At 74.1% G+C, this 22,589-nt stretch carries 10 protein-coding genes; 5 read left to right on the forward strand and 5 right to left on the reverse strand.

What is annotated here, in order from left to right; all coding sequences use genetic code 11:
• The first annotated feature begins 4 nt into the window (after positions 1 to 4).
• Entirely contained in the window at positions 5 to 4,591 is a 4,587-nt protein-coding gene (locus tag ACFZDL_RS08360) for an FtsK/SpoIIIE domain-containing protein (RefSeq protein WP_353593501.1), read from the forward strand.
• Between the two features lie 61 nt (positions 4,592 to 4,652).
• Here the strand turns inward: ACFZDL_RS08360 and ACFZDL_RS08365 are convergent, their stop codons facing one another.
• Entirely contained in the window at positions 4,653 to 4,958 is a 306-nt protein-coding gene (locus ACFZDL_RS08365; RefSeq protein ID WP_014181807.1) for a hypothetical protein, read from the reverse strand.
• A gap of 19 nt (positions 4,959 to 4,977) precedes the next feature.
• Positions 4,978 to 5,964 (reverse strand): hypothetical protein, encoded by a 987-nt coding sequence (locus ACFZDL_RS08370; RefSeq protein ID WP_353593500.1) that lies wholly within the window; start codon positions 5,962 to 5,964, stop codon positions 4,978 to 4,980.
• 206 nt (positions 5,965 to 6,170) lie between these two features.
• Between ACFZDL_RS08370 and ACFZDL_RS08375 the strand changes: the two genes are divergently transcribed.
• The 3 genes from ACFZDL_RS08375 to ACFZDL_RS08385 are packed head-to-tail and all read left to right on the forward strand — an operon-like array spanning position 6,171 to position 16,044.
• Complete coding sequence (locus tag ACFZDL_RS08375; RefSeq protein WP_353593499.1) at positions 6,171 to 12,131, forward strand: putative T7SS-secreted protein; 5,961 nt, start codon at positions 6,171 to 6,173, stop codon at positions 12,129 to 12,131.
• The gene (locus ACFZDL_RS08380; RefSeq protein WP_353593498.1) at positions 12,128 to 14,893 is read left to right on the forward strand and encodes a right-handed parallel beta-helix repeat-containing protein; all 2,766 of its coding nucleotides are present in this window, start codon (positions 12,128 to 12,130) and stop codon (positions 14,891 to 14,893) included. Before ACFZDL_RS08375 ends, ACFZDL_RS08380 begins: the two co-directional genes overlap by 4 nt.
• Positions 14,894 to 14,943: 50 nt before the next feature.
• Positions 14,944 to 16,044, forward strand: a complete 1,101-nt coding sequence (locus ACFZDL_RS08385; RefSeq protein WP_353593497.1) for a hypothetical protein — start codon at positions 14,944 to 14,946, stop codon at positions 16,042 to 16,044.
• A gap of 39 nt (positions 16,045 to 16,083) precedes the next feature.
• Here ACFZDL_RS08385 and ACFZDL_RS08390 read toward each other — a convergent pair whose 3' ends face one another.
• Together ACFZDL_RS08390 and ACFZDL_RS08395 are read right to left on the reverse strand one after the other, a co-directional pair.
• Positions 16,084 to 17,238 carry a M20 family metallopeptidase gene (locus ACFZDL_RS08390; protein ID WP_353593496.1) on the reverse strand — a complete coding sequence of 385 codons (1,155 nt, stop codon included), beginning with the start codon at positions 17,236 to 17,238 and terminating at the stop codon, positions 16,084 to 16,086.
• A 42-nt stretch (positions 17,239 to 17,280) separates the two neighbouring features.
• Positions 17,281 to 18,879 (reverse strand): AbgT family transporter, encoded by a 1,599-nt coding sequence (locus tag ACFZDL_RS08395; RefSeq protein WP_353593495.1) that lies wholly within the window; start codon positions 18,877 to 18,879, stop codon positions 17,281 to 17,283.
• A gap of 153 nt (positions 18,880 to 19,032) precedes the next feature.
• Here ACFZDL_RS08395 and ACFZDL_RS08400 point away from each other — a divergent pair, with 153 nt between their 5' ends.
• Positions 19,033 to 20,052, forward strand: a complete 1,020-nt coding sequence (locus ACFZDL_RS08400; protein ID WP_353593494.1) for an Lrp/AsnC family transcriptional regulator — start codon at positions 19,033 to 19,035, stop codon at positions 20,050 to 20,052.
• 87 nt (positions 20,053 to 20,139) lie between these two features.
• Here the strand turns inward: ACFZDL_RS08400 and fusA are convergent, their stop codons facing one another.
• On the reverse strand, positions 20,140 to 22,260 hold the full coding sequence (gene fusA, locus ACFZDL_RS08405) for an elongation factor G (RefSeq protein WP_391190693.1): 2,121 nt from the start codon (positions 22,258 to 22,260) through the stop codon (positions 20,140 to 20,142).
• Positions 22,261 to 22,589: the final 329 nt, after the last annotated feature.

Genomic DNA, 22,589 nt, shown 5'->3' on the forward strand with positions numbered 1-22,589 from the left:
TTTTGTGAGCGTTGCCGACAGCGACGTCATGCTCGATGTGAGCGGTGCCGCCACCGCCCGGGCCGTCGCCGTCCGTCTGGCCGAGACGGGTCATGCCACGGGCCCGCAGGGCGCCGAGCTGTTCCTCGGGGACCGGCCGCTGCCCGCCGAGCTGCCGCTCGCGGCGGCCGGGGTGCGGGACGGGGCCCGGCTGGGGCTCGGCGCCCCGGCGCCGGGGGACGGGGGCGCGTACGGGCCCGGGCGCGAGGAGTTGCCGCCGCCGTCGCGGTCCGCGGACGGTGAGCGGCTGCCCCGCGGCCCCCAGGTCGAGCTGCAGCTCGTGGGCGGGCGCGGCGCGGGCCGCGTATGGCTGCTGCGGCCCGGTACATACACGGTGGGTCCGGAGCCCGGCAGCGCGGTGCGGCTGGAGGGCCGCGACGTACCGGCCGCGGGCATCCGGGTGACGGTCCGCCCCGACGGCGGGGTACTGCTGAACACCGGTCAGGCGGGCGCCGCCGTGGCGCTGTCGGCGCCCGAGCCGCCCCCGGAGCGGCCGCGCGCCGACGCGGTCCCGCTGCCGCCCGCACCGCCGCCCCCGCTGCCGGACCCGGACGCCGACCGGCACGAGCCGGTGCCGCGCGGCTGGACGCCCTGGCCGCTGAACGGCGAGTTGGTCTTCGGGGAGTACCTGCTGCGGGTCGCGGAGCCCACCGAGGCCGACGCGGCGGTGACGGTGTCGGCCGACGGCGCGCACCTGGACTTCAACCGGCCGCCCAGGATCATCCCGCCGCTGACGCCCGAGCGGTTCGTGCTGCCCGCGCCTCCGGCCCCGCCCTCGCGGCGGTCGATCCCGGTGCTGGTCGTGGTGGCGCCGATGTTCCTCGGCATCGCCATGGTGACGTTCCTCGGGTCGTACTTCTATCTGATGTTCGCGGTCTTCAGCCCGTTCCTGGCCATCGCGAACTATGTGACCACCCGCCGCAGCGGCAAGCGCGAGTACCTGGCCGGCGTGGCGAGTTACCGCGCGCGCCGCGCCTCACTGGAGGCCGACGTACGGGAGAAGGTCGAGCGCGAGCGGCGGCTGAGGGTCGCCGCGGGGCCCGATCCGGCCACCACCGGGCTGTGGGCGGTCGGCCCGGGCGCCAGGCTGTGGGAGCGGCGGCGCGGCCACCCGGACCACCTGGCGCTGCGGGTGGGGACGGTCGGCCAGTCCTCGCTGCTGACCATCGACGACAGCTCCCGCGAGGACAACCACCGCTCGGTGAACTGGCGCATCCCGGACATGCCGGTCCAGGTGGACCTCGCCGCCGACGGCGTGGTCGGCATCGCGGGGGAGCGGGAGGCGGCCCGGGCGCTGGCCCGCTGGGCGGTGGCGCAGGCGGCGGTCCTGCACAGCCCCCGGGACGTACGGGTGACCGTGCTGACGGACATGGCGGGGGCGCCCGCCTGGGCGTGGGTGCGCTGGCTGCCGCACGCCCGCCCCGGCCGCGGCGGGGTCGCGGCGGCGCGCTCCGGCGGGCCGTCGGTGACGGTCGGCAACGACCCCGAGACCGTCGCCAACCGGGTCTCCGAGCTGGTCTCGGCCATCCGGTCCAGGATGCGCGCCCGGGACTCCGCGATGAGCGGTGCCCTGCTGAGCGAGCCGGACCTGGTGGTGGTGCTCGACGGGGCGCGGCGGCTGCGCGATGTGCCCGGCGTGGTCCAGGTGCTCAAGGAGGGCCCGTCGGTACGGGTGTTCCTGATCTGCCTGGACCAGGAGGAGCGCATGCTCCCCGAGGAGTGCGTCACCGTCTGCGCGGTGGGCGCGCGTGAGCTGACGGTGCGCCGCACCGGCAGCGCCGATGTGACCGGTATCCGCCCCGACCAGGTGGACACCGAGTGGTGCGAGCGGATCGCCCGCGCGCTGGCGGCCGTACGGGACGTCACCCCCGACGGCTCGGACGGACTGCCGGACCAGGTGCGGCTGCTCGGGCTGCTGGACCTGGAGCCGCCGACGGCCGGGGAACTGGTCCGCCGCTGGGGCAAGCGCCCGGCGTCCACCGGGGCGCTGCTGGGCGTCGGCTACACCGGGCCGGTCACCTTCGACCTGGTCAAGGACGGCCCGCACGGGCTGATCGCGGGCACCACGGGCGCCGGCAAGTCGGAGCTGCTGCAGACTTTGGTGGCCTCGCTGGCGGCGGTCAACCGGCCGGACGAGATGACGTTCGTCCTGATCGACTACAAGGGCGGCAGCGCCTTCAAGGACTGCGTACGGCTGCCGCACGTGCTGGGCATGGTCACCGACCTCGACAGCCATCTGGTGGAGCGGGCGCTGGCCTCGCTGACGGCCGAACTGGTCCGGCGCGAGCGGGTGCTGAGCGAGGCGGGGGCGAAGGACCACGCCGAGTACCGGGCGATGCGGCGGCGCGATCCGGCGCTGCCCCCGCTGCCCCGGCTGCTGCTGGTCATCGACGAGTTCGCGACGCTCGCGCGCGACGTCCAGGAGTTCATCCCCGGGCTCGTCGGCATCGCCCAGCGCGGCCGCTCCCTGGGCCTGCATCTGCTGCTGGCCACGCAGCGGCCCGCCGGCGTGATCACCGCCGACATCCGGGCCAACACCAATCTGCGGATCGCGCTGCGCGTCACCGACGCGATGGACAGCCAGGACGTGCTGGAGGTCAACGACGCGGTGACGATCTCCGGCGCCACCCCGGGCCGGGCCCTGGCCAGGACCGGCCACCGCTCGGTGCTGCCGTTCCAGACGGCCTTCGTGGGCGCCCCGCGCCTGGACGAGGCCCCCGGGCCCGCCTCGGCCGAGGCGCCCGAAGCGACGGTCCGGGCCGCCGAGATGACCTGGTCGCTGCTGGGCCGTACGGCGGTGGAACCGGGCCCCGCGCACGAGGCCGAGGACGAGCTGCCGCCGCTGGGCGCCGATGAGGTGCCCACCGATCTGACGGCGCTCGTGGAGTCCGTACGGGAGGCCGCGGCCTCGCTCGCCATCGAGCCACAGCCCAGCCCATGGCTGCCCCCGCTGCCGCAGATGATCACCCTGGAGGAGCTTCCGGTCCGGCCCGACCAGCAGGGCGGGGGGCTCGCGCCGGTGCCCTGGGCGCTGGCCGACCTGCCGGGCGCCCAGCGCCAGGAGCCGCTGGAGCTGGACCTCTCCCGCTTCGGGCACCTCTACATCATCGGCACGCCCCGCTCGGGGCGCTCCCAGGCACTGCGGACCATCGCGGGCGCGCTGGCCCGCCGCCACTCCTGCGCCGACGTCCACCTCTACGGCATCGACGCGGCCGGCGGCGCGCTCGCGCCCCTGAGCGATCTGCCGCACTGCGGCGCGGTCGTGCCCCGGGCCGACCTGGAACGGCTGAACCGGCTGCTGGCGCGGCTCATCGCCGAGATGGGACGCCGGCAGGAACTGCTCACCTCGCACGGCGCGGCGAACCTGGCCGAACTGCGCTCCCTGTTGCCGCCCGCCGAGCGCCCCGCCCACACGGTGCTGCTCATCGACGGCTGGGACTCGCTGACCGCGCTGCTCGGCGACCACGACGGCGGGCGGCCGGTGCAGGAGCTCACCGCGCTGATCCGCGAGGGCGCCCCGATGGGCGTGCATGTGATCGCCACCTCCGAACGCGCCCTGCTGTCCGGCAAGGTGGCGTCGCTGAACGACGAGCGGCTGCTGCTGCGGCTGACCGACCGCAGCGAGTACATGCTGGCGCAGATCCCGACCAAGCAGATCCCGGCCGTCGTGCCGCAGGGCCGAGGCTGGCGCGGCGGCAGCGCCACCGAGGTGCAGGTGGCCCTGTTGAGCGCGGTGGGCGCCGGGCGCGACCAGGCGGAGGCGCTGCGGCGGATCGGCGCCGAGGCCGCCCGCCGTGACCTCGAGGTGCCCGCCGCGCGGCGCCCGGTGAAGGTCGCGAGCCTGCCCAAGCGGGTGACGTTCACCGACGCCTACGAGAAGGTGCCCGCCGCGGCGCGCCGCCCGCTGTGGGGGCTGCTCGGGGTGGGCGGCGACGACCTCGGCGCGGTCGGGGTGGACTTCGCGGCGGACGCCCCGTCGTTCATGATCAGCGGGCCGCCCGGGGCGGGCCGCTCCACGGCCCTGGCGAGCCTCGCGGTGTCGCTGCTGGCGGGCGGGGCGCGGGTGGTCGCGCTCACCCCGCGCGAATCGCCGCTGCGGGGCCTGGGCAGGCATCCGCGGGCCCAGGTCATCGAGACGCCCGACCCGGGCGCGGACGAGGTGCGGCAGGCGCTGGAGGCCGAGGCGGGCCCCGTGGTGCTGCTGGTGGACGACGCGGATCTGCTGGCCCAGATGCCGTCCGCCGACTCGGTGCTGCGGGAGATCGCGGCCACCGGCCGGGACCGCGGCCAGGGGCTCGCGGTGGCGGCCACCGCCGAAACCCTCACCTCCGCGGGCATCGGCTGGCTCGGCCAGGTCCGCCGGGTCCGCAAGGGCCTGCTGCTGTCCCCGCAGTCGCCGGGGGAGGGCGATCTGCTGGGGGTGCGGGTCCCGTACGACCTGCTGCGCGGGCGGCCGGTGCCGGGGCGCGGGCTGACCGTCGACCCGGTCACCGGGGCGCTGGTGTCGGTGCTGGTCCCGGAGACGGTGCTGCGGTCGGACGGTATGGGCTGACCGGGCCGGAAGGACCCGGGCTCCCGCTCCGTGGTGAGGGGGGAGCCCGGTGGGCCCCGGGTCAGCCGTTGTTGGTGCTGGCGGCGATGTCCTTGTCCATCTGCTCGACGGACTCCTTGATCTTGGTGAACTGGGTGGCGAAGCTGTTGATGCTCTCCACCGCCTGCTGCAGCGAGGCCGTCAGCTTCTCGTAGGCGGCCTTCATCGCCGGGCTGCTCTGCTGCATGAACAGGCCGTTGTCCAGCAGCCCCTCCACTGAGGTCTTGGTGGACAGCAGATGCGGGTTGATGTCGTTGACGGCCTGGTTCATGACCCCGGAAACGCGCATGATCTCGGCGTAGTCGAGGTTGATGTTGCCTGCGGGCATGGTGTGGTTCCTGCCTTGTCTAGTCGTCTTCTTTCGGCACCCAGCCGGAGTTCTGGTCCGCGTGGTCGCTGGTCCACTCCTCCTTGTGGCCGTTGGTCTCCACCGTGCGGGTGCCGCTGCCGTCCTCGTGGACCTCGATCGTCTCGATCACCTCATGGCCGTTCACATCGACCGAGGACGTGGTCGTGCCGTGCACGGTCTGTTCCTCGCCGTCCTCGTCGGGCCCTGTGGTGGTGTAGGTCGTGGTGGAGTCCCGGTGGCCGGTGGTGGAGTTGTAGTCCGAGGTGGTGGTCCCGGTGGTGGTGGACTGTTTGCCGTCCGGGGTCTTGGTGGTGCTGCTGAAGGTGTCCGTGGTGTTCCTGTGGTCCCCCGATTCGGTGGTCTGCGAGGTGCCGGTGGTCGTGGTGACGTTGCCGTAGACGTCGGTGGCGGTCGAGTCGTACGTCCCGTCGGGGTGGTAGTTGGTGGTGTCGGTGGAGGTGAGCCCGCTGCTGGTGGTGATCGTCGTGGTGATCTTGGTGGGCTTGCCGTCCGGGCCGTATTCGTAGGTCGTCGTGGTGGTGTTGCCATGGCCGTCGGTGGTCGTCCACTGGCTCTCGCGCTCGCCCGGCGGCTTCGGCGCGTGCGGGTCGTTCGGATCGACGTACCCCTTGGCGACCGCCTCCTGCCAGTCGTCCCAGATCTCCTTCTGTGTGCGGTAGAGATCCGCGGCCAGCGACGCCTCCTGCTTGCTGGCCTCCCCGGCCAGCCGGAAGTCCCAGTCCGCCCAGCCCCGCGCGACGCCCTCGTACAGGTTGTGAAGCTTCTCCAGCTTCTCCTCGGAGCGCTTGAACGAGCCCTTCCAGACCTCGTAGTACGCCTGGATGGCGTAGGAGACGCCCCCGCCCACCTGCTCGGTGGTGTAGTTCTGATTGCTCTCCCGGGCCTGCTTGACCTGCTCCTTGAGGCTGCTGGCCTTCTGCGCGACCTGGTTGAGCAGCTCGTAATCGACGACGATGTCAGGCACGGTCCCCCCTGGATCGGCTCGCTGCGGGCTCATACTGCCCTACCGTGACCAACGGCCCAAAAGTGTGGTCCGGTTCAGGAATCAACCATGTCTGACGTACCGTTCATTCCGTTGAACCGTTCTCGCTCGTCGGCGCGTTACCCAAGTGTAGGTTCCCACCGGTGAAGCGCTTGTGCCACAACTGACCGTCAAGGGGGAGGAGCAGCGTGCCGACCCGTCCCGGCGACTGGAGCGCGCTCGGTCTCAGCGGTGACCCGGTCCCGGGTGACCCCGCCATGCTGAACACCATCGCCGACACGATGCGCGACCTGGCGACCTCCGCCGGGGTCATCAACACCGGGCTGCGCGAACTGCAGACCACCGCGGGCGACGGACAGCGGTTCATCGGCGTCACCGCCGACCGGCTGCGCGAGATGGTGGACAGCCATCTGTACAACTTCGTCGGGCATGTCGAGGAGTCCTTCCGCAAGGCCGAAAACGCCATCCGCGTCTACGCGACCGCTGTCGAGACCGCTCAGGGCGAGGCCGACCAGGCGCTCTCCGCCGCCCAGGGGTTGCCCGAGGACGATCCGCAGCGGCAGCAGCTCACCCAGCGCGCCGAGGACGCCCGCACCGACGTGGCAGGCGCCGCGGGCGAGCTGCGCCGTCAGCTCCATGACGCGGGCGAGCTGATGGTCCAGCCGGTCAGCGACTGCGATCTGTTCTGGGAGGCGTTCCAGTGGCTGACGATCATCATCTCGGTGATCGCGGTCTTCACCGGCGGCATCCTCGGCATCATCGCCTGGGGCATGAACGCCGTCCTGCTCATCAAGACCATCGTGGACTTCAGCCAGGGCAAGGCCAGCGGGCTCGAACTCGGCCTGGCCTTCCTCGGCGTGCTCTTCCCCACCACCAAGGCCATCAACGTCGGCGCCATCATCAAGGGCCTCGGCAACGGCCTCAAGGGCGTCGTCGGCGGCCTGACCGGCGCGGGACGTGGCCTGTTCGGCCAGATCAGCCACTTCTCCTCGCTCACCGGCCTGCCCAAGATCGTCGTGGCCCCGATGGTGATCGGCGCCCATCTCGCCCCGCTGGTCAAGATCGACGTCATCGCGCTGGGCAAGGGCTTCGGCAACGCCCTGAAGGGCGGCTGGAACAGCGCGATCGGCGCGATCGGCAGCGACTGGGCGCGCGTCACCGCCTCCTCGACCGGCGCCTGGGCCAAGGCCGGCGCCTACTCGCTGGCCAATCTGCAACGGCTCGCACGGCTCGGCGCCGCCACCCTCCTCCCGCTGAACTTCACCGAGCTCAGCGTCCTGGGCATCGGCGGCGCCGCCCGGCTGGCCTTCGGCGAGCGCGTCCTCGGCATCGCCCAGCCCGAGTTGCACGCCCTGCTGGCCAACGCGGGACGTACGGACGCGGCCCTGCACGGCATCCCCCCGGTGCGGACCGGCCCCGGAGCCCTGGTGCCCACCGGGCTCATCCGTCCACCCGGCGCGTTCCTCCCGGGGGGCGGCCTGCACCTCGGCGGCCTCGGTACGGGCACCCTGGGAGCCGTACCGCTGACCCCGCTGACCGAACTGCCCACCGTCAACCTGGGCGCCCTGACCCCGCAGGGGCTCGGCGGCGCGTCCCACGGCCTGACCACCGCGCCGCTGCCCCACGGGATGACCACCAGCCCGGGCGGCCTGGTCGTCCCGGCCGCCCACGCGGCCCCCGGCGGCCAGGCCCTCCAGACGCTCCATCAGATGGACTTCGCCGCAGGCCAGGTGCGGCTGGACAACAATCTGCTGCTGCCCGGCCACACCGCCATCGACCTGCTGCGCGACGCACACACCTCGTCCCCGGTGTCCCACACGGCCCAAGGGTCCGTCCCCGGCGCCGTCTCGGCCGGAGGGGTGTCCGACGGGGTGACCATGGCCCGCGGCGCGGTGGGACACGCCGAGGCGCTGCAGGACCTGACCTTCCCCGAGCTGAACGCCCTCGCCCACGGGGATGTCGCCGTCACCGCCATCCGGGGCGACGGCATCACCCTGCGGATCGGCGACGCGGCCCCCCGGACCGTCGACGCGCACACGGTCGCGGGCACCGCCCCGGTCCCCGCCGGCGCGGCGGTGTCTCCAGCGCCCGCGGGGGTTGTCGGGGGCGCCACGCCGGGCGCTGCGCCGCACGGGGGCACGGCGGTTGTCTCCCCGCCCGCGGGGGCCGCGGCCGCACCGCCACCGGGCGTTGTCGGCGGCCACGCGCCGGGTGCCCCGGCGGTCGCGGGGGCCCACGGCGCGGCTGCCGCACCGCCGAATGCGGGCCTCGGCGGCCACGCGCCGGGCGGACCGGCCCATGTCGCTCCGGACGGCCACGCCGCCCCGGGCACGTCCGCCCACGCGGGCGCGGCGCCGACGTCGGCCCCCGCTGGCACCGTCGCCGCGCCGCCGCCCGGCCCGGGCCTCGCGGCCCATGCCGACTCGGGCGTCCATGCCGCCCCGGGCACGCCTGCGCGCGCGGGCTCGGCGAGCGCGCCGCCGGGCGTCCCCGGGCGCGGCGGCGCGGCCGTGCCGCCCCCGGGCGGCGCCGTCCGCGCGCCGGAGCCGCTGTCTGCCGCCGCAGCGCACGACCTTGCCATGGACCTGCTGCGCGGCGAGCGAGCCGCCCCGCCGCCGCCCTCGGCGGGCGGCCTCAGCGCGCGGTCGGCTCCGCCGCCCGGCGGAGTGTCCGCGCGCGGCCCGCTCGACGCCGCCGGGAGCGGGGGCGCCAAGGCGGCGGGGGACGCGCTCGACCTCGTCGCGCACCCCGGCCGCCCGCCCGAGACCGCACCGCACACACCGCACACCGGGCTCCCCAAGACGGCCGACACGGCCGTACAGCCGCCCCCGCCGTACCGGGAGGCGACGGCGGCCGACATGCCGCCGCCGTACGCCCCGCCGTCCCCGGGCAAGGGCCGGTTCGGCGGGCTGTCCCCGATGGCCGCGATCAACCAGCGCATCCGGGAGAGCCACCAGCTCATCATGGGCGGCACCAGCGGCTCCGAGGCCGCCGCGCGGCTCAACGCGTGGGCGTCGTACGAGCGCGCCCTGTCCGATCTCGGCAGGGCCGAGCGGCAGGTGGAGCTGACCACGCCCCCGCCGGGGCAGGGCGGCTCCCGGGGGCCGTCCGCCGCGCAGCTCAGCGCGCTGGACGAGCTGGGCGCGGCCCGCGCGCGCGTCGACGCTGCGGAGTCCCGGCTGGACGGTCTTGGCATCGACCCGCGCAGCACGCACCAGCAGATGCGGGCCATCACCGCCCGGATGTTCCACGAGCGGGGCGGACTGCCGGGCGGCACCCGGCACTCGCCCTCCCCGTCCGACATCTCCATGGGCGGCACGCCACCGCCGCCGTCCCCGGAGAGCCAAGCCCTGACCGACGCCGACGACGCCATGGACGATGTCATGGACGACATCACCGACGCGGCGGACCCGGGCACCCCACGCGGCACCGCGCCGGACCTGACCCCCGAACCGGGCGCGATGGACGTGGACCTGCCCCCGGCCGGCCAGGTGGTTATCGCGCCGACCGGCGGCTCCCACCTCTGGCCGCCGCCCGGCACCGTGGCGGGCGGCGCCCCGGCGCACACCATGGTGAACGACGCCTTCATGCAGCTGGCAAACGGCGGCCACGCGGGCATGACGGGCGCGGATTACATGACCTGGGTCCGCGCCATCGAGACCCAGCCGCGCCCGCTCGGCTTCGTGGTCACCGCGATCGTCCGGTTCGACCAGCTCGGCGACGGCCTTCAGGGCTTCCTGAACGCCCTCACCCACCAACTCAACGGCTTCGACGGCCGGATCGGGGTCGTGATCGGGGTCAACGGCTCCCACGCCGATCTGCCCGCGATCCGCCAGGCCATCGCGAACGCCCTCGGGCAGACCACCTTCGGGCATCCGCTGGCCCTGGTGGCCACACCGCTCGGCCCGTACCCGGCCGGCCACTTCACCTACGGCACGGCGCGCAACCTCACGCTCGACAGCCAGGTCACCCGCCACATGGTCCGCTCGATGATGGCCGACAATCTGCACCCGTACCACGCGATCATGGACTTCGACACCTACCCCCACCTGGTCCCCGGCGGCGAACACGCCTTCCAGTACTGGGAGGGCGCGCTGAAGGTCGTGGAGGACGGATACGAGGTGGGCAACCCGATGCGGCCGCTGATGATGGCGGGCGGCTACCGGGCGCCCGAGCCACCGCCCGTCGGGGGCGCCGACCGGCTGATCGACGACACCCGGGCCAGGCTCGACGGCGAGACGCTGAAGGAGCGGAAGAATCCCAGGCCTCCGCTGGAGGAGATGCGGCTGGAGTTCATCCGGCGGATCGAGCAGGACATGCGGATCCGCGACCGGCTCACCGGGCTCCACCCGCAGTTGCCGTACGCCCCCGAACCCAACCTCTTCGTGGACGCCGCCGCGACCCTGCTCACCGACGATCTGATCCGGGTGAGGTTCGGTGCCGGCGGGGCCGAGTTCGGCGAGCTGAGCGAACGGCTCAACCGGCTGAACGCCTGGGAGCTCGACCAGTCGCTGCGCACCCCCTCGGCGGACATCGGGGCGAGCACGCTCGACGAGCTGCGCACCCTGCGCGAGGTGCACGCCGCGAACAACACCTTGCCGCACCGGGGCGTGTCGTATCTGACCAGGTTCCAGGAGGCGTCCACCGAGACCGACCTGTCCCGGCTGATGAAGTCCTGGTACAAGGACGGCAAGCTGCCGCAGGACCACGCGGGTCTCAAGAACCCCCTCGACCGGCTGTTCAGCCGCGACGCGCTCGGCGCGGGCCAGAACAGCCAGGCCGCCCGCGAGGGCATCGAGCTGAAGCCGCTCCGCGACTCCTTCAAACAGACCATCAGGGAGGGCAAGTGGAACGACCCCCTGTGGCCGGTCCACCACCCGCCCGGCGAACTGCCCAGCTCCCGGCTCGCCGCCGACCTGTCGGCTGCGCTGGACGACAGCCTGGGCACCGTGGGCAAGAACCGGGTGGGTCTCGCGGTGTCCGCCCCGGTGCCCGGCGGCGGGCCCCGGCTGTACGCGGGCATCGACCCCGAGCAGATGCGGCTTGCCGCGCAGTCCCTCGCGCTCACCCACGACGAGGGCTATCTCGCCCGTCATCTGGCCTACTTCAGCCGTGAACACCTGGTGCGCGGAGCGCTCCCCATGGCGCCAGGCACCTTCTTCCACGCCCTGGAACAGGCGGCCCGGGCCACCGGGGACTCCTCGTTGCGCCCGCTCCAGATGATGCGCAACCTGGTCGAGCGCGCCTTCCAGGACCTGCGGCAGGGCGGCGCCAACTCGCTCGGCCGGATGCTGGAGCAGATCAACGGCGCCGGCATCGATGTCGAGAGGTTCTTCCCACGGCTGGTGGACGGCAGGCTGCACCCGCCGACGGCCGACTTCCGGACGTTCCGCGCCTCAGGAGGCGCCCTCGGCCACGATCCGGTCCGGGACGCCCTGCTCACCCAGTACGCGGCGGCGCTCGGCCGGGACATCCGGGTCACCGCCGGGGACGGAACCACCTTCACCGTGGAGGCCGTCGGGGTCACGGCCAGAAACCGCCGGCCGCCGCTCGACCTCACCTGGAACTCCGGCCCCGACGGCGGCGGCTGGTCGGCGCACGTCCCCGACCAGCCACCCCCGAAGCGTGGGGGTGGCCGGCGTGGCGCCGGGGGCGGGCAGGACGGCGGGAACGCGCCTACCTCGAAGGGCAAACGGCCGCGCGGCGCGGACACCCAGGGGTCCGTCGACGCACCCGGGCCGTCCAAGCGCCCCCGCACCGGCCAGGACGGCTCCACCGACCCCTCGGCCACGGGCAAGGGGAAGGGCAAGGCGCGGGCTTCCCGAGCCCCCGCACGTCCCGCGCCGCCCGTCCCGCAAGCCCCGCGCCTCCCGCCGCCCGTGGACCCCGCCGCGCTGACCGCCGCCGAGCAGGCCGTCGCGGACGCCAACACGGCTCTGCGGCGGGCGGCCGAGTGGCGCCAGACGGTCGCGGCGCGCGCCGACCAGGCGGCCGGGGGCAGTTCCGGGCCGAGCGAGCTCGAACGCGCTCTCGCCGCGGAGCAAGACGCCTTGGCCAGGCTCCACGAGGCCCAGAGGAACCTGGACCGGCTTCAGCACCGAGGCCCCGTAACACCCCGGCCGCCCGACCCGTTCGGAGGTAGCGCATGACGTCCCTCGGCCTCGACGTCCCGGTGCGTCTGGTCTCGGCGCACGGGCACCGGCCCTACCGGACGATCGCCGCGGCGCTGGGTGACGCGGCGGACGGCGACGAGATCCGTATCGCCCCCGGCCGTTACGAGGAGACCGTGCGCGTCGCCGGACGCGTGACGCTCGCCGCGGCGGACCCGGACGGCGACGACACGCCCGCGGCCGACGGCCCGCCGCCGGGCGCCGCGGTGACGCTCGCCGCGCCCGCCCCCGGCCGGCCCGCCCTGGAGGTGCTGCCCGGCGCGCGGCTGACGCTGCGCGGGGTGACCGTGCGCGGCGCGGCCGCGGACCAGCCCGCCGCGCTGCTGGCGGGCGGCGCCACCGACTGGACGGGCGGCGGGGTGCGGTACGGGCGGCTGGAGGTGCGCGGTGACGCCGCGCTGCGCATGGCCGGCGCCGTGCTGTCCGGTGCCGCGCTGGCCGGGGTGCTGCTGCGCACCACCGGCGCCGTCCACCTCACCGGCTGTCTGCTGGCGGACATCGACGGCACGGGACTGGTGGTCGGCGGCGCCACCCGCGTGGAGCTGGTGCGCACCGAGATCCGGGCCGCGGCGGGCTCGGGCGTACGGGTGCGCGAGGACGCCCGCGCGGTGTTGCGCGGCTGCCTGGTGGACCGCCCCGGCCGCAGCGGGCTGCTCACCGAGGACCGGGCCGCCGCGCTGCTGACGGACTGCCGGATCCGGGACACCGGGGGTGAGTCGGTCCGCGCGCTGGGCAGCTCACCGCTGCCCGAGCCGGAAACCAACACCGATGACGCGGAGGACGCCACCGGCGGTGTCGTGCTGCGCGGCTGCGAGCTGACCGGCCCGGCGGCCGACGCGATCGGCGTCACCGGCCCCGCGCAGCTCCAGGTCACCGCGTCCGTGCTGCGCGACTGCGCGGGCTCCGGCGTGGCGGCGGGCGACGGCGCCCGGGTGCGGCTGGCCGCCGTCACGGTCGTACGCACCGGGGCCACGGCGCTGGTCGCGCACGGCTCCGCCGGGCTGACCGCGCGCGAGCTGACCGTACGGGACGCGGCCGCCAACGGGCTGCTGGCCACCGGCACCGCGGCCGTCCACCTCACCGACAGCGAGCTGACCGGCTGCCGCTACAGCGCGGTCCACCTCGGCGAGCGGGCCACGGCCTCGCTCATCCGGGTACGGGCGGGCGCCACGCCCGAACACGGTGTGCACGCCGTCGACGAGGCCACCGTGACGCTCACCGACACCCGGCTCACCGACTGCGGCATGTCGGGCCTGGACCTGGCGGGCGCCGCCCGCGCCGAGGCGGCCGGGCTCGCCGTGACCCGCTGCCTCGCCGGCGTCACGGCCGGGGCGGACGGCGCGCTGCGGCTCACCGACTGCGAGGTGACCGACGCCGAGCGGGCCGGGGTCACCCTCGGCCCCGGCGACGCCGAGGTGTCCGGCGGCCGGATCCTGCGGCCGGGCACCGCGGGCCTGGTGTTCACCACGGGCGCCACCGCGCGGGTTGCCGACACCGAGATCCGCGAGGCGACCGGCTCAGGACTGGTGGTGGCGGGCGAGGCCGCGCCGCGGGTGACCGGCGTACGGATCGTCAGGCCCGGCAAGAACGGCCTGATCCTGGACGGCGGCGGCGCCGGGGTCTTCGAGGACCTGGACATCGTCCGCCCCGGCTTCCCGGCGGTGCACCTGGCCGACCGGGCGGCGCCGGCGCTGCGCCGGATCCGGGTCCGGGACGCCGCGGAGGACCTGAGCGCCGACCCCGGGGCCCGCCCGGAGGTGGTGGACTGCGTCTCGATCCGGGTGAAGTCCGCGCGGTGGCCCGCGCCGGAGACCGCCAAAGACACACCAGAACCGAAGCCGGCGACACCCGGGGCCGGTCAGTCCTCCGCGACCGAGGAGGCCTTGGCGCCGGAGGAGTCCCCCGCCTCGGAGGAGACGCTGGAGGAGCTGCTGGGCGAACTCGACCGGCTGGTCGGCCTGGCCCGGGTCAAGCAGGACGTCGCGTCGCTGGTCAAGCTGATGCGTACGGTCCAGCGCCGGGAGAGCGCCGGGCTCGCGGCCCCGCCGCTGAGCCGCCATCTGGTGTTCGCGGGCAACCCGGGCACCGGCAAGACCACCGTCGCCCGGCTGTACGGCCGGATCCTGGCCGCCGTGGGGCTGCTGGAGCGCGGCCATCTGGTGGAGGCCGACCGGTCCTCGCTGGTCGGCGAGTACGTCGGCCACACCGGCCCCAAGACCCAGCGGGTGTTCCAGGAGGCCATGGGCGGAGTGCTGTTCATCGACGAGGCGTACTCGCTGGCCCCGGCCCAGGGCGGGGGCGGCAACGACTTCGCGCAGGAGGCCATCGCCACCCTGGTCAAGCTGATGGAGGACCACCGGGACTCGGTGGTGGTCATCGTGGCGGGCTATCCGAACGAGATGGAGCACTTCATCGACTCCAACCCCGGGCTGTCCTCGCGGTTCAACCGCACGCTGATGTTCGAGGACTACGACACCGAGGAGCTGCTGCGCATCGTGGAGCGGCACGCCGCCTCGCACCAGTACGATCTGACCGACGCCGCCCGCACCGCCCTCACCGGCTACTTCGAACTCCTGCCCAGGGACGGCCGGTTCGGCAACGGCCGCTCCGCTAGGCAGGTGTTCCAGGCCATGACGGAGCGGCAGGCGTACCGGGTGTCGGAGATCGAAATCCCCTCGGAGAGCGAGCTGATGACGCTCTCCGAACTCGATGTGCCCGAGCTGCCGGAGCCACCGCGGTGACCGCAGCGCCCCGATCGACGAACGACAGCTCTCAGAAGAAGGAGGCCGCGGTGTCCGAGTCGAGCCGCGAGGAACAGGGCAAGCCACAGGGCAGGGAGCGGACGGCACAGCGCGGTTTCGCGGACACCTTCGCCCGGCGGACCCGGGTGCCGCTGCGCGGTCTGGCGCCGGGCCGCCGGGTGTGGACGACGGTGGTCGGGCTGCCGGTGACCGCCGGTCTCGCGGTCGGCGCCGTGGTGCTGGTCTCCACGGGCGTGTCCGAGCTGCGCTTCGAGGACGACGGGAACACCGACGCCGCCAAGACCGTCGCCGCGCGGCACACGGCCGCGGACCGGGCCGGGGGCACCTCCTCCTCCCCGAAGCCGGGCGGCACGGCCCGGGACGACGGCGCGGCACCCTCCACGGGCGACAAGGGCGCCCCGGGCGGGACCGGCTCCGGGGGCGGCTCCGGCGGTGGCAGTGGCAGCGGCGGCGGAAGCGGCAGTGGTGGCGGTGGTGGCGGCGACGACGCGGGTGCGCCGCCCGCGTCCGGGGGCGACCGTACCGGTGGCTCGAAGGGCGGTGGCGCCGACGCCCCGGCCACGAGCGGCGGTGGGGGCGGGGGAGGGGCGCCCAAGTCGTCGGGCAGCAAGGTGATCTACACCGACTACGCCGGGCCCAGTTGCCCGACCCCGCCGCGCGGCGGCTACTACGAGCAGAACCGCTTCACCGACGGCGACGGCGGCTGGTACTCCCTCGGCGGTGGCGGCTATGTGGGCCACGGCTGCAACGGTGTGTTCGCCTCCGTGCCGATGTCCGGCGACCCGGCCAAGGACGCCAACAGCCGGGTGATGTGGTGGTGGGAGCCGGGCACCTCGGCCAAGAGCTGCCAGCTGTCGGTGTACGTCCCCAAGGGCCCCAACGACCGCGATGTCGCCGGCCACCCCACCACGTACCACGTCCTCACCGACCCCTTCGACCGGACCACGAAGTACGACTCCTTCACCGTCAACCAGGCCGGGCACCGCGGCCAGTGGGTGAACGCGGGCAACTTCGCGGTCAAGCAGGGCAAGATCGGCGTCAAGCTGCTCGACCGCGGTGACGACTGGTCGGCCGGCTGGAACCTGGCCCATCACGCGGCCGCCCAGATGAAGGTCACCTGCCGTACCTGACCCCCTCCCGCCTCGGAGGGGGCGGGTACGGCCGCCGCCTCACCCCCCGTCCGCCGCCAGGGCGTGCAGCAGTCCGACCGTGAGCGCCGTGCGGGCGGGGAGGTGGTCGAGCAGGGTGTGCTCATGGCGCGCGTGGGCGCCGGAGCCCACGGCGCCGAGCCCGTCGAGGACCGGCCGGCCGAGGGCGGAGACGAAGTTGCCGTCGCTCGCCCCGCCGACCGCGGTCTCGCGCAGCTCCCAGCCCTGTTCGGCCGCGAGCGCGCGGGCCCGCTCGAACAGCGCCACGGACGCCTCATGAGCCACCATCGGCGGCCGGTTCCACCCGCCGCTGACGGTCAGCCGCACCCGCGGGTCGGAGGGCGCGAGGGCGCTCAGCGCGGCGTCGATCCGGGCCATCTCGGCCGGCTCGGCGATCCGGACGTCGATGCCGCACCGCGCCTGCGCGGCGACCACGTTGCGCCCCGTCCCGCCGCTGATCACCCCCACGTTCACGGTGGTCCCGCGCTCGCGCGAGCCCAGCGCGACGATCGCCGGGACGACCTCGGCCAGGGCGTGGACGGCGCTCGCCCCGGCATACGGATCGAGGCCCGCGTGCGACTCGACGCCGTGCGCGACCACCTCGAACAGCCCGACCCCCTTGCGCGCGGTCTTGAACGCCCCGTCCTGCGCGGCCTCGAAGACCAGCGTGGCCAGCACGTCCTCGCTCAGCCGCTCGATGTGCGGACGCGAGGCCGGGCTGCCGATCTCCTCGTCGCCGTTGAGCAGCAGACGTACGGACGGGTGGGGGAGCCCCAGCTCGCGCAGCAGCCGCAGCGCCCATACGGCCTGGACGAGCCCGGTCTTCATGTCGAAGACCCCCGGCCCGGTGGCCCGCCCGTCCGCCACCTCGAACGGCCACTCGGCCAGCGTGCCGGCCGGCCACACCGTGTCGTAGTGGCAGAGCAGCAGTACGGTGCCGGGCGCGGTGCCGCGGTAGGTGACGGCCAGGACGTCGCCGTGCTCGCCGCCGTCGTGGCGCTCCGCCGCGTCGGGCTCGCCGAGCCGTTCGACGAGCCAGCCGCGGATCGCGGCGAGCCCGGCGTCGAGCAGGGCCTTGTCGTCGCTCGGTGTCTCCAGCTCCACCACCGTCCGCAGATCGTCGGTCATCTCGGGCAGTACCCGTCGGGCGAGTGCGGTGAGGTCGGGGAGCGTCATGGAGCGGAAATCCTTCCGGGGAGCGGGGGTGGGGTGCGGGGTTCAGCGGACCGGAGCGCCGGGGCCGAGCGGGATGCCCAGCGCCCACCAGGCGTAGAAGAACAGCGTCCAGGCCACCAGCATGGCCACGGACAGCGGCAGGGTGAGGGAGGCGAGGGTGCCGATGCCCGCGGAGCGCCGGTATCGCTGGAGGAAACCGAGGGCCATGATGAAGTACGCGCTCATCGGGGTGATCGCATTGGTGCAGGAATCGGCGATGCGGTAGAGGGCCTGGGTCGCCTCCGGCGGCACGTCCAGCAGCATCAGCATGGGCACGAACACCGGGGCGACCAGCGCCCACATGGCGGAGCCGCTGGTCATGACGAGGTTGATGACCGTGCAGACGACCAGGATGCCCAGGAAGGCCAGGGGCCCGGTCACCCCCAGGTCCTTGAGCAGGTCGGCGCCGCGCACGGCGAGCACCTGGCCGACGCCGGTCCACTTGAAGTAGGCGAGGAACTGGGAGATGGCGAAGAACAACACCAGGATCGGGGCCATCTCCCGCATCCCCTGCGCCATGAAGTCCGGGATGTCCCGACCGTTTCGCACCGTGCCGGCCGCGCGCCCGTAGACCGCGCCGAGCAGGGCGAACAGTACCCCGAGCACCACCGCGATACCGGAGAGCACGGGTGACTCGACGATGGATCCGCCCTCGCCCCGCAGCGGTGAGCCCGAGGGGATCATGGCCACCACGATCACCCCGAGGAAGGCCAGCAGGGTGAACCCCGCGCGGCGCAGCCCGCGGCGCTCCTCGCCGCGCAGCTCCAACTCGCCGAGACCCGGGTCGTCCTGGACCTCCTCCGCCTCGGGCGGCAGCGCCGCCACCCGCTTGGTCAGCACCTTCTCGGTGACGAAGGTGATGACGGCGGCCAGCACCACCGAGGAGCCGAGGGAGAAGAAGTAGTTGGACAGCGGGGTGACGGTGTAGCCGGCGTCGACGGTGTGCGCGGCGGCCGTGGTGAGCCCGGAGAGCACCGCGTCCATGGGGGTGATCAGCGGGCTCGCGTCATAGCCGGCGGACACCCCGACGTACGCCACCACGATCCCGAGGACGGGGTTTCGCCCGACCGCCCGGAAGGCCAGCCCGCCCAGCGGCACCAGCACGACGTAGGCGGCGTCGGAGGCGATGTGGGAGACCATGGCGGTGAAGGCCACGGCGAAGGTCATCCACCGGGCCGGGACCTTGCCGACCCCGGCCCGCAGCATCGCGGTCAGCAGCCCCGACCGGTCGGCGACCGCCACGCCCAGCATGACGACGAGGATCGTGCCCAGGGGCGGGAAGGTGGCGTAGTTGGTCACCGCGTCGTTGATCATCGACCGCACACCGTCGACCGACAGCAGGCTGCGCACCACCACGTCCTCGCCGCCTGCCGGGTTGGGCGCCGAGACATCGGCGGCAGCCAGCCCCCAGCTGACCAGGGCGAGCAGGGCGCTCAGTATCCCGAACAGCCAGAAGGGGTGGGGCAGTTTGTTGCCCGCCCGCTCGACGGCCCCGAGCACCCGGAGCAGCCCGGACAGCGCCGCCGAGGTCTCGTCGCTGGATTGCGGGGGCGGCCGGCGGGGGTCGTGGTCGGGCGTGGTCGTGGCGTCGTTGGGGCTCACCGTCGGCACTTCCTTACGTTCAGGGGCGCTGCGTGGTGGTCCATTAGAGAGGCGATGACGGAATGAGGCAAGTAAAAGGCTTGTTACGCATGAATCATTCACACTCAGCGCATCAATCGCGTGATGCATTCGCTTAGCCGTACCATGGGCTCCATGCGGGAGACTCCACGGCTGGACGACGCCGACCTCGACCTGGTGGCCGCCTTGCAGGTGGCGCCGCGGGCACCGCTGAGCGCGCTCGCCGATGTGCTCGGTGCCTCGGCCAGCACCGTCGGGCGCCGGCTGGCCCGGCTGGAGGAGGAGCGTCTGCTGCGGGTGATCGGGCAGGTGGAGTGGCCGGTGCTGGCCGAGGGAAACCCCTTGCACGTGTGGGTGTCCACCGCCCCCGGGCAGGCCCGACAGGTCGCCCGCCACCTCTCCGAGCTGCCCGAAGTCCCGTTCGTCGCCACCACCACGGGACGCTCCGACGTCTACTGCTCGCTCCACGCGGCCCGGCGGAGCCGGGCCCGGGAGCTGCTGATGACGAACATCCCCTCGGTGCCGGGGGTGCGGTCCGCGCACAGCGAACTGGTGCTGCGGGCCGCGACCAAATCCGACTCCTGGCGGCTGCACCGGCTCGACGGGGACCAGGTGAGCGCCCTGCGGGCGCTGGCCGACCCCCGGGACGAACCCGTCGGCGCGGCCGAGTTCAGCGCCGACGAACTGCGCGCCGTGGAACTGCTGCGCCACGACGGGCGGGCGAGCGCGGCCGAAGTGGCCCGTACGGCGGGGATCAGCCAGTCGACCGCCTACCGGCTGATCCAGTCGCTGCTCCGGCGCGGCCTGGTACGTCCGCGCGTCGAGATAGAACCGGCGTTCCTCGGCCATGCGCTGGAGGTCGTCGTCGCCGTACAGGCCGCGCCCGGCGCCATCCAGGAAGTGGCCGACACGCTGGCCCGGCACCCCTCGGCGCGCTATGTGTCGACGGTCGCGGGCACCTCAGCGGTGATCCACCACGGGGTGTTCCAGGACGAGGAGGGCCTGGCCGAGCTGCTCACCAGCGATCTGGCCAACCTCCCCGGCATCACCGCGTGCGAGGTGTCCGTGGTGCTCGATGTGTTGCGGCGGTACTGGATCGCCCGGGACGGCGGCCGGCTGGCGGCGGGGGACGAGCGATCGCCCGCGACGGTGTGAGCGGGCCGGGGGCGGGACGGCCCCGCCCGCGTCAGGGGCGGGGCCGTCGCTCTGCCTGGGCGATAGCCCACCGGGGCCGTCGCCGGTCTACCGGGCCGGTGCCCCGGCGGTCACCGCGTCGGGCGCGGGGGCGTAGCCGGCGGGCCGGGTGGTGAAGGTGCCCCGGCCCTGGGTCCGGCTGCGCAACCTGGTCGCGTAGCCGAACAACTCGGCCAGCGGCACGGTCGCCGTGATGACCGCCGTGCCCGCCCGCGCGACCGTGCCCGAGACCCGGCCGCGCCGCGCCGCCAGATCGCCGAGCACCGCGCCCACGGCGTCCTCGGGCACCGTGGCCGTGACCTCGGCCACCGGCTCCAGGAGCACCATCGTGCCGGCGCGCAGCGCCTCCCGGAGCGCGAGCCGCCCGGCCGTACGGAACGCCATCTCCGAGGAGTCCTTGGGATGGGTGGCCCCGTCGGTCAGGGTGACCCGCACGCCGGTCACCGGGTGGCCGCCGAGCGGCCCCTCGGCCAGCGCGTCCCGGCAGCCGGCCTCGACCGCCCGGACGTACTCCTGCGGCACCCGCCCGCCGACGACGGTCGAGCGGAACGCGAAGGCCGTGCCCCCGGTGGCCGGTGCGGCGTCCGGTTCGGCCTCCAGCGGCTCCGTGTCGAGCACGACATGGGCGAACTGACCTGCGCCGCCGTCCTGCTTGACATGCCGGTACACCAGCCCGGACACCCCGCGCACCACCGTCTCCCGGTAGGCCACCCGCGGCCGCCCGACGGCGACGTCAAGACCCTGGGCGCGGCGCAGCTTCTCCACCGCCACCTCCAGATGGAGCTCGCCCATCCCCGACAGCACCGTCTGCCCCGTCTCGGAGTCCGTCCTGACCACGAGCGAGGGGTCCTCCTCCACCAGCCGCGCCAACGCCGTGGACAGCCGGTCGGCGTCGGCGCGGCCGCGGGCCTCGACCGCCACCGAGACCACCGGGTCGGCGACCGTGGGCGCCTCGAGGAGCAGCGGAGCCGACGGCGCGCACAGCGTGGCCCCGGCGCGGGCGGCCTTCGGCCCGACCACCGCGACGATGTCCCCGGCCACCGCCCGGTCCACCTCCGAGTGCCGGTCGGCCTGGACCCGCAGAATGCGGCCGATCCGCTCGGTGCGCCGCGCGCCCACGTCCAACACCGCCTCTCCCTTGTCGACCGTCCCCGAATACACCCGCAGATACGTCAGCCGCCCGGTGGCGGTCGCCGACACCTTGAACACCAGCGCCGCGAACGGCCCCGTGGGGTCGGCGGCCCGCTCCTCCACCGCCTCGCCCCGGGTGCCGCGCACCGCCGGAACATCCAGCGGCGAGGGCAGATACGCCACCGCGGCGTCCAGCAGCGGCTCGATGCCGCGGTTGCGATAGGCCGAGCCGCACAGCACCACCACGCCCTCACCGCCGCGGGTCAGCTCGCGCAGCGCCGCGGCAAGTGTCGGTGTGGAGAGTGCCGACTCAACGCAGAACTCCTCCAGCGCGCCCGGATGGAGCTCCGCCACCGCCTCCTCCAGCAGTCGGCGCCGCCGCAGCGCCTCCTGACGCAGGGCGTCGGGCACCGGGCCCTCCTCGTACGTGCCGTGGCCGTCGGGCCACACCAGCGCGCGCATCCGCAGCAGATCCACCACCCCGGTGAACCCGTCCTCCGTGCCGATCGGCACCTGGACGACCAGCGGGGCCGGATGCAGCCGCTCCCGGATCGACTCGACCGCCGCGTCCAGGTCGGCGCCGGCGCGGTCCATCTTGTTGACGAAGGCGATCCGCGGCACGCCGTGCCGGTCGCACTGGCGCCACACCGACTCGCTCTGCGGCTCGACCCCCGCGACGGCGTCGAACACCGCGATGGCCCCGTCGAGCACCCGCAGCGAGCGTTCCACCTCGTCCGAGAAGTCCACATGGCCGGGGGTGTCGATGAGATTGATCCGGTGGCCGTCCCAGGCGCAGCTCACCGCTGCCGCGAAGATGGTGATGCCACGGTCGCGCTCCTGGGAGTCGAAGTCGGTGACGGTGGTGCCGTCGTGGACCTCGCCACGCTTGTGGGTGGTCCCGGTGAGGTACAGGATCCGCTCGGTGACGGTGGTCTTGCCCGCGTCCACATGGGCGAGGATGCCCAGGTTGCGGACGCCGGACAAGGAGTGAGCCAACGCGGTGGCGGAAGGACGGTGACGGGTGAAGTCGGTACGCACGGCCCAAGGCCTTTCAGGATGATCCAGAACAGGGCGGCGCGATTCCCGGACGAAACGGCCTGTGGTCAGGCCGGGCGGAACTCCCAGGGAGCCGGGGCGTTCGTCACGGGCATCCGGCGCCGGCCGCGCAGCCGGCACCGGGCGCCCGAAGACACCAGGATCACCTCGTACCGTGACGGGAGAACGACGACAGGGGTGTCAGCGGTGCGGTCACACACGGCCGGCTCCCCTCGTTCGTCACGGGCGCGCCGTCATGTCGAAGTGGCGCGCGATGCATGGCGAGTGTAGGGAACCCGGCACGGGCGGGGCACCAGGTTTTTCGCCCTGGT

This window comes from Streptomyces sp. NPDC007917, from assembly GCF_042959105.1.
Lineage (GTDB): Bacteria > Actinomycetota > Actinomycetes > Streptomycetales > Streptomycetaceae > Streptomyces.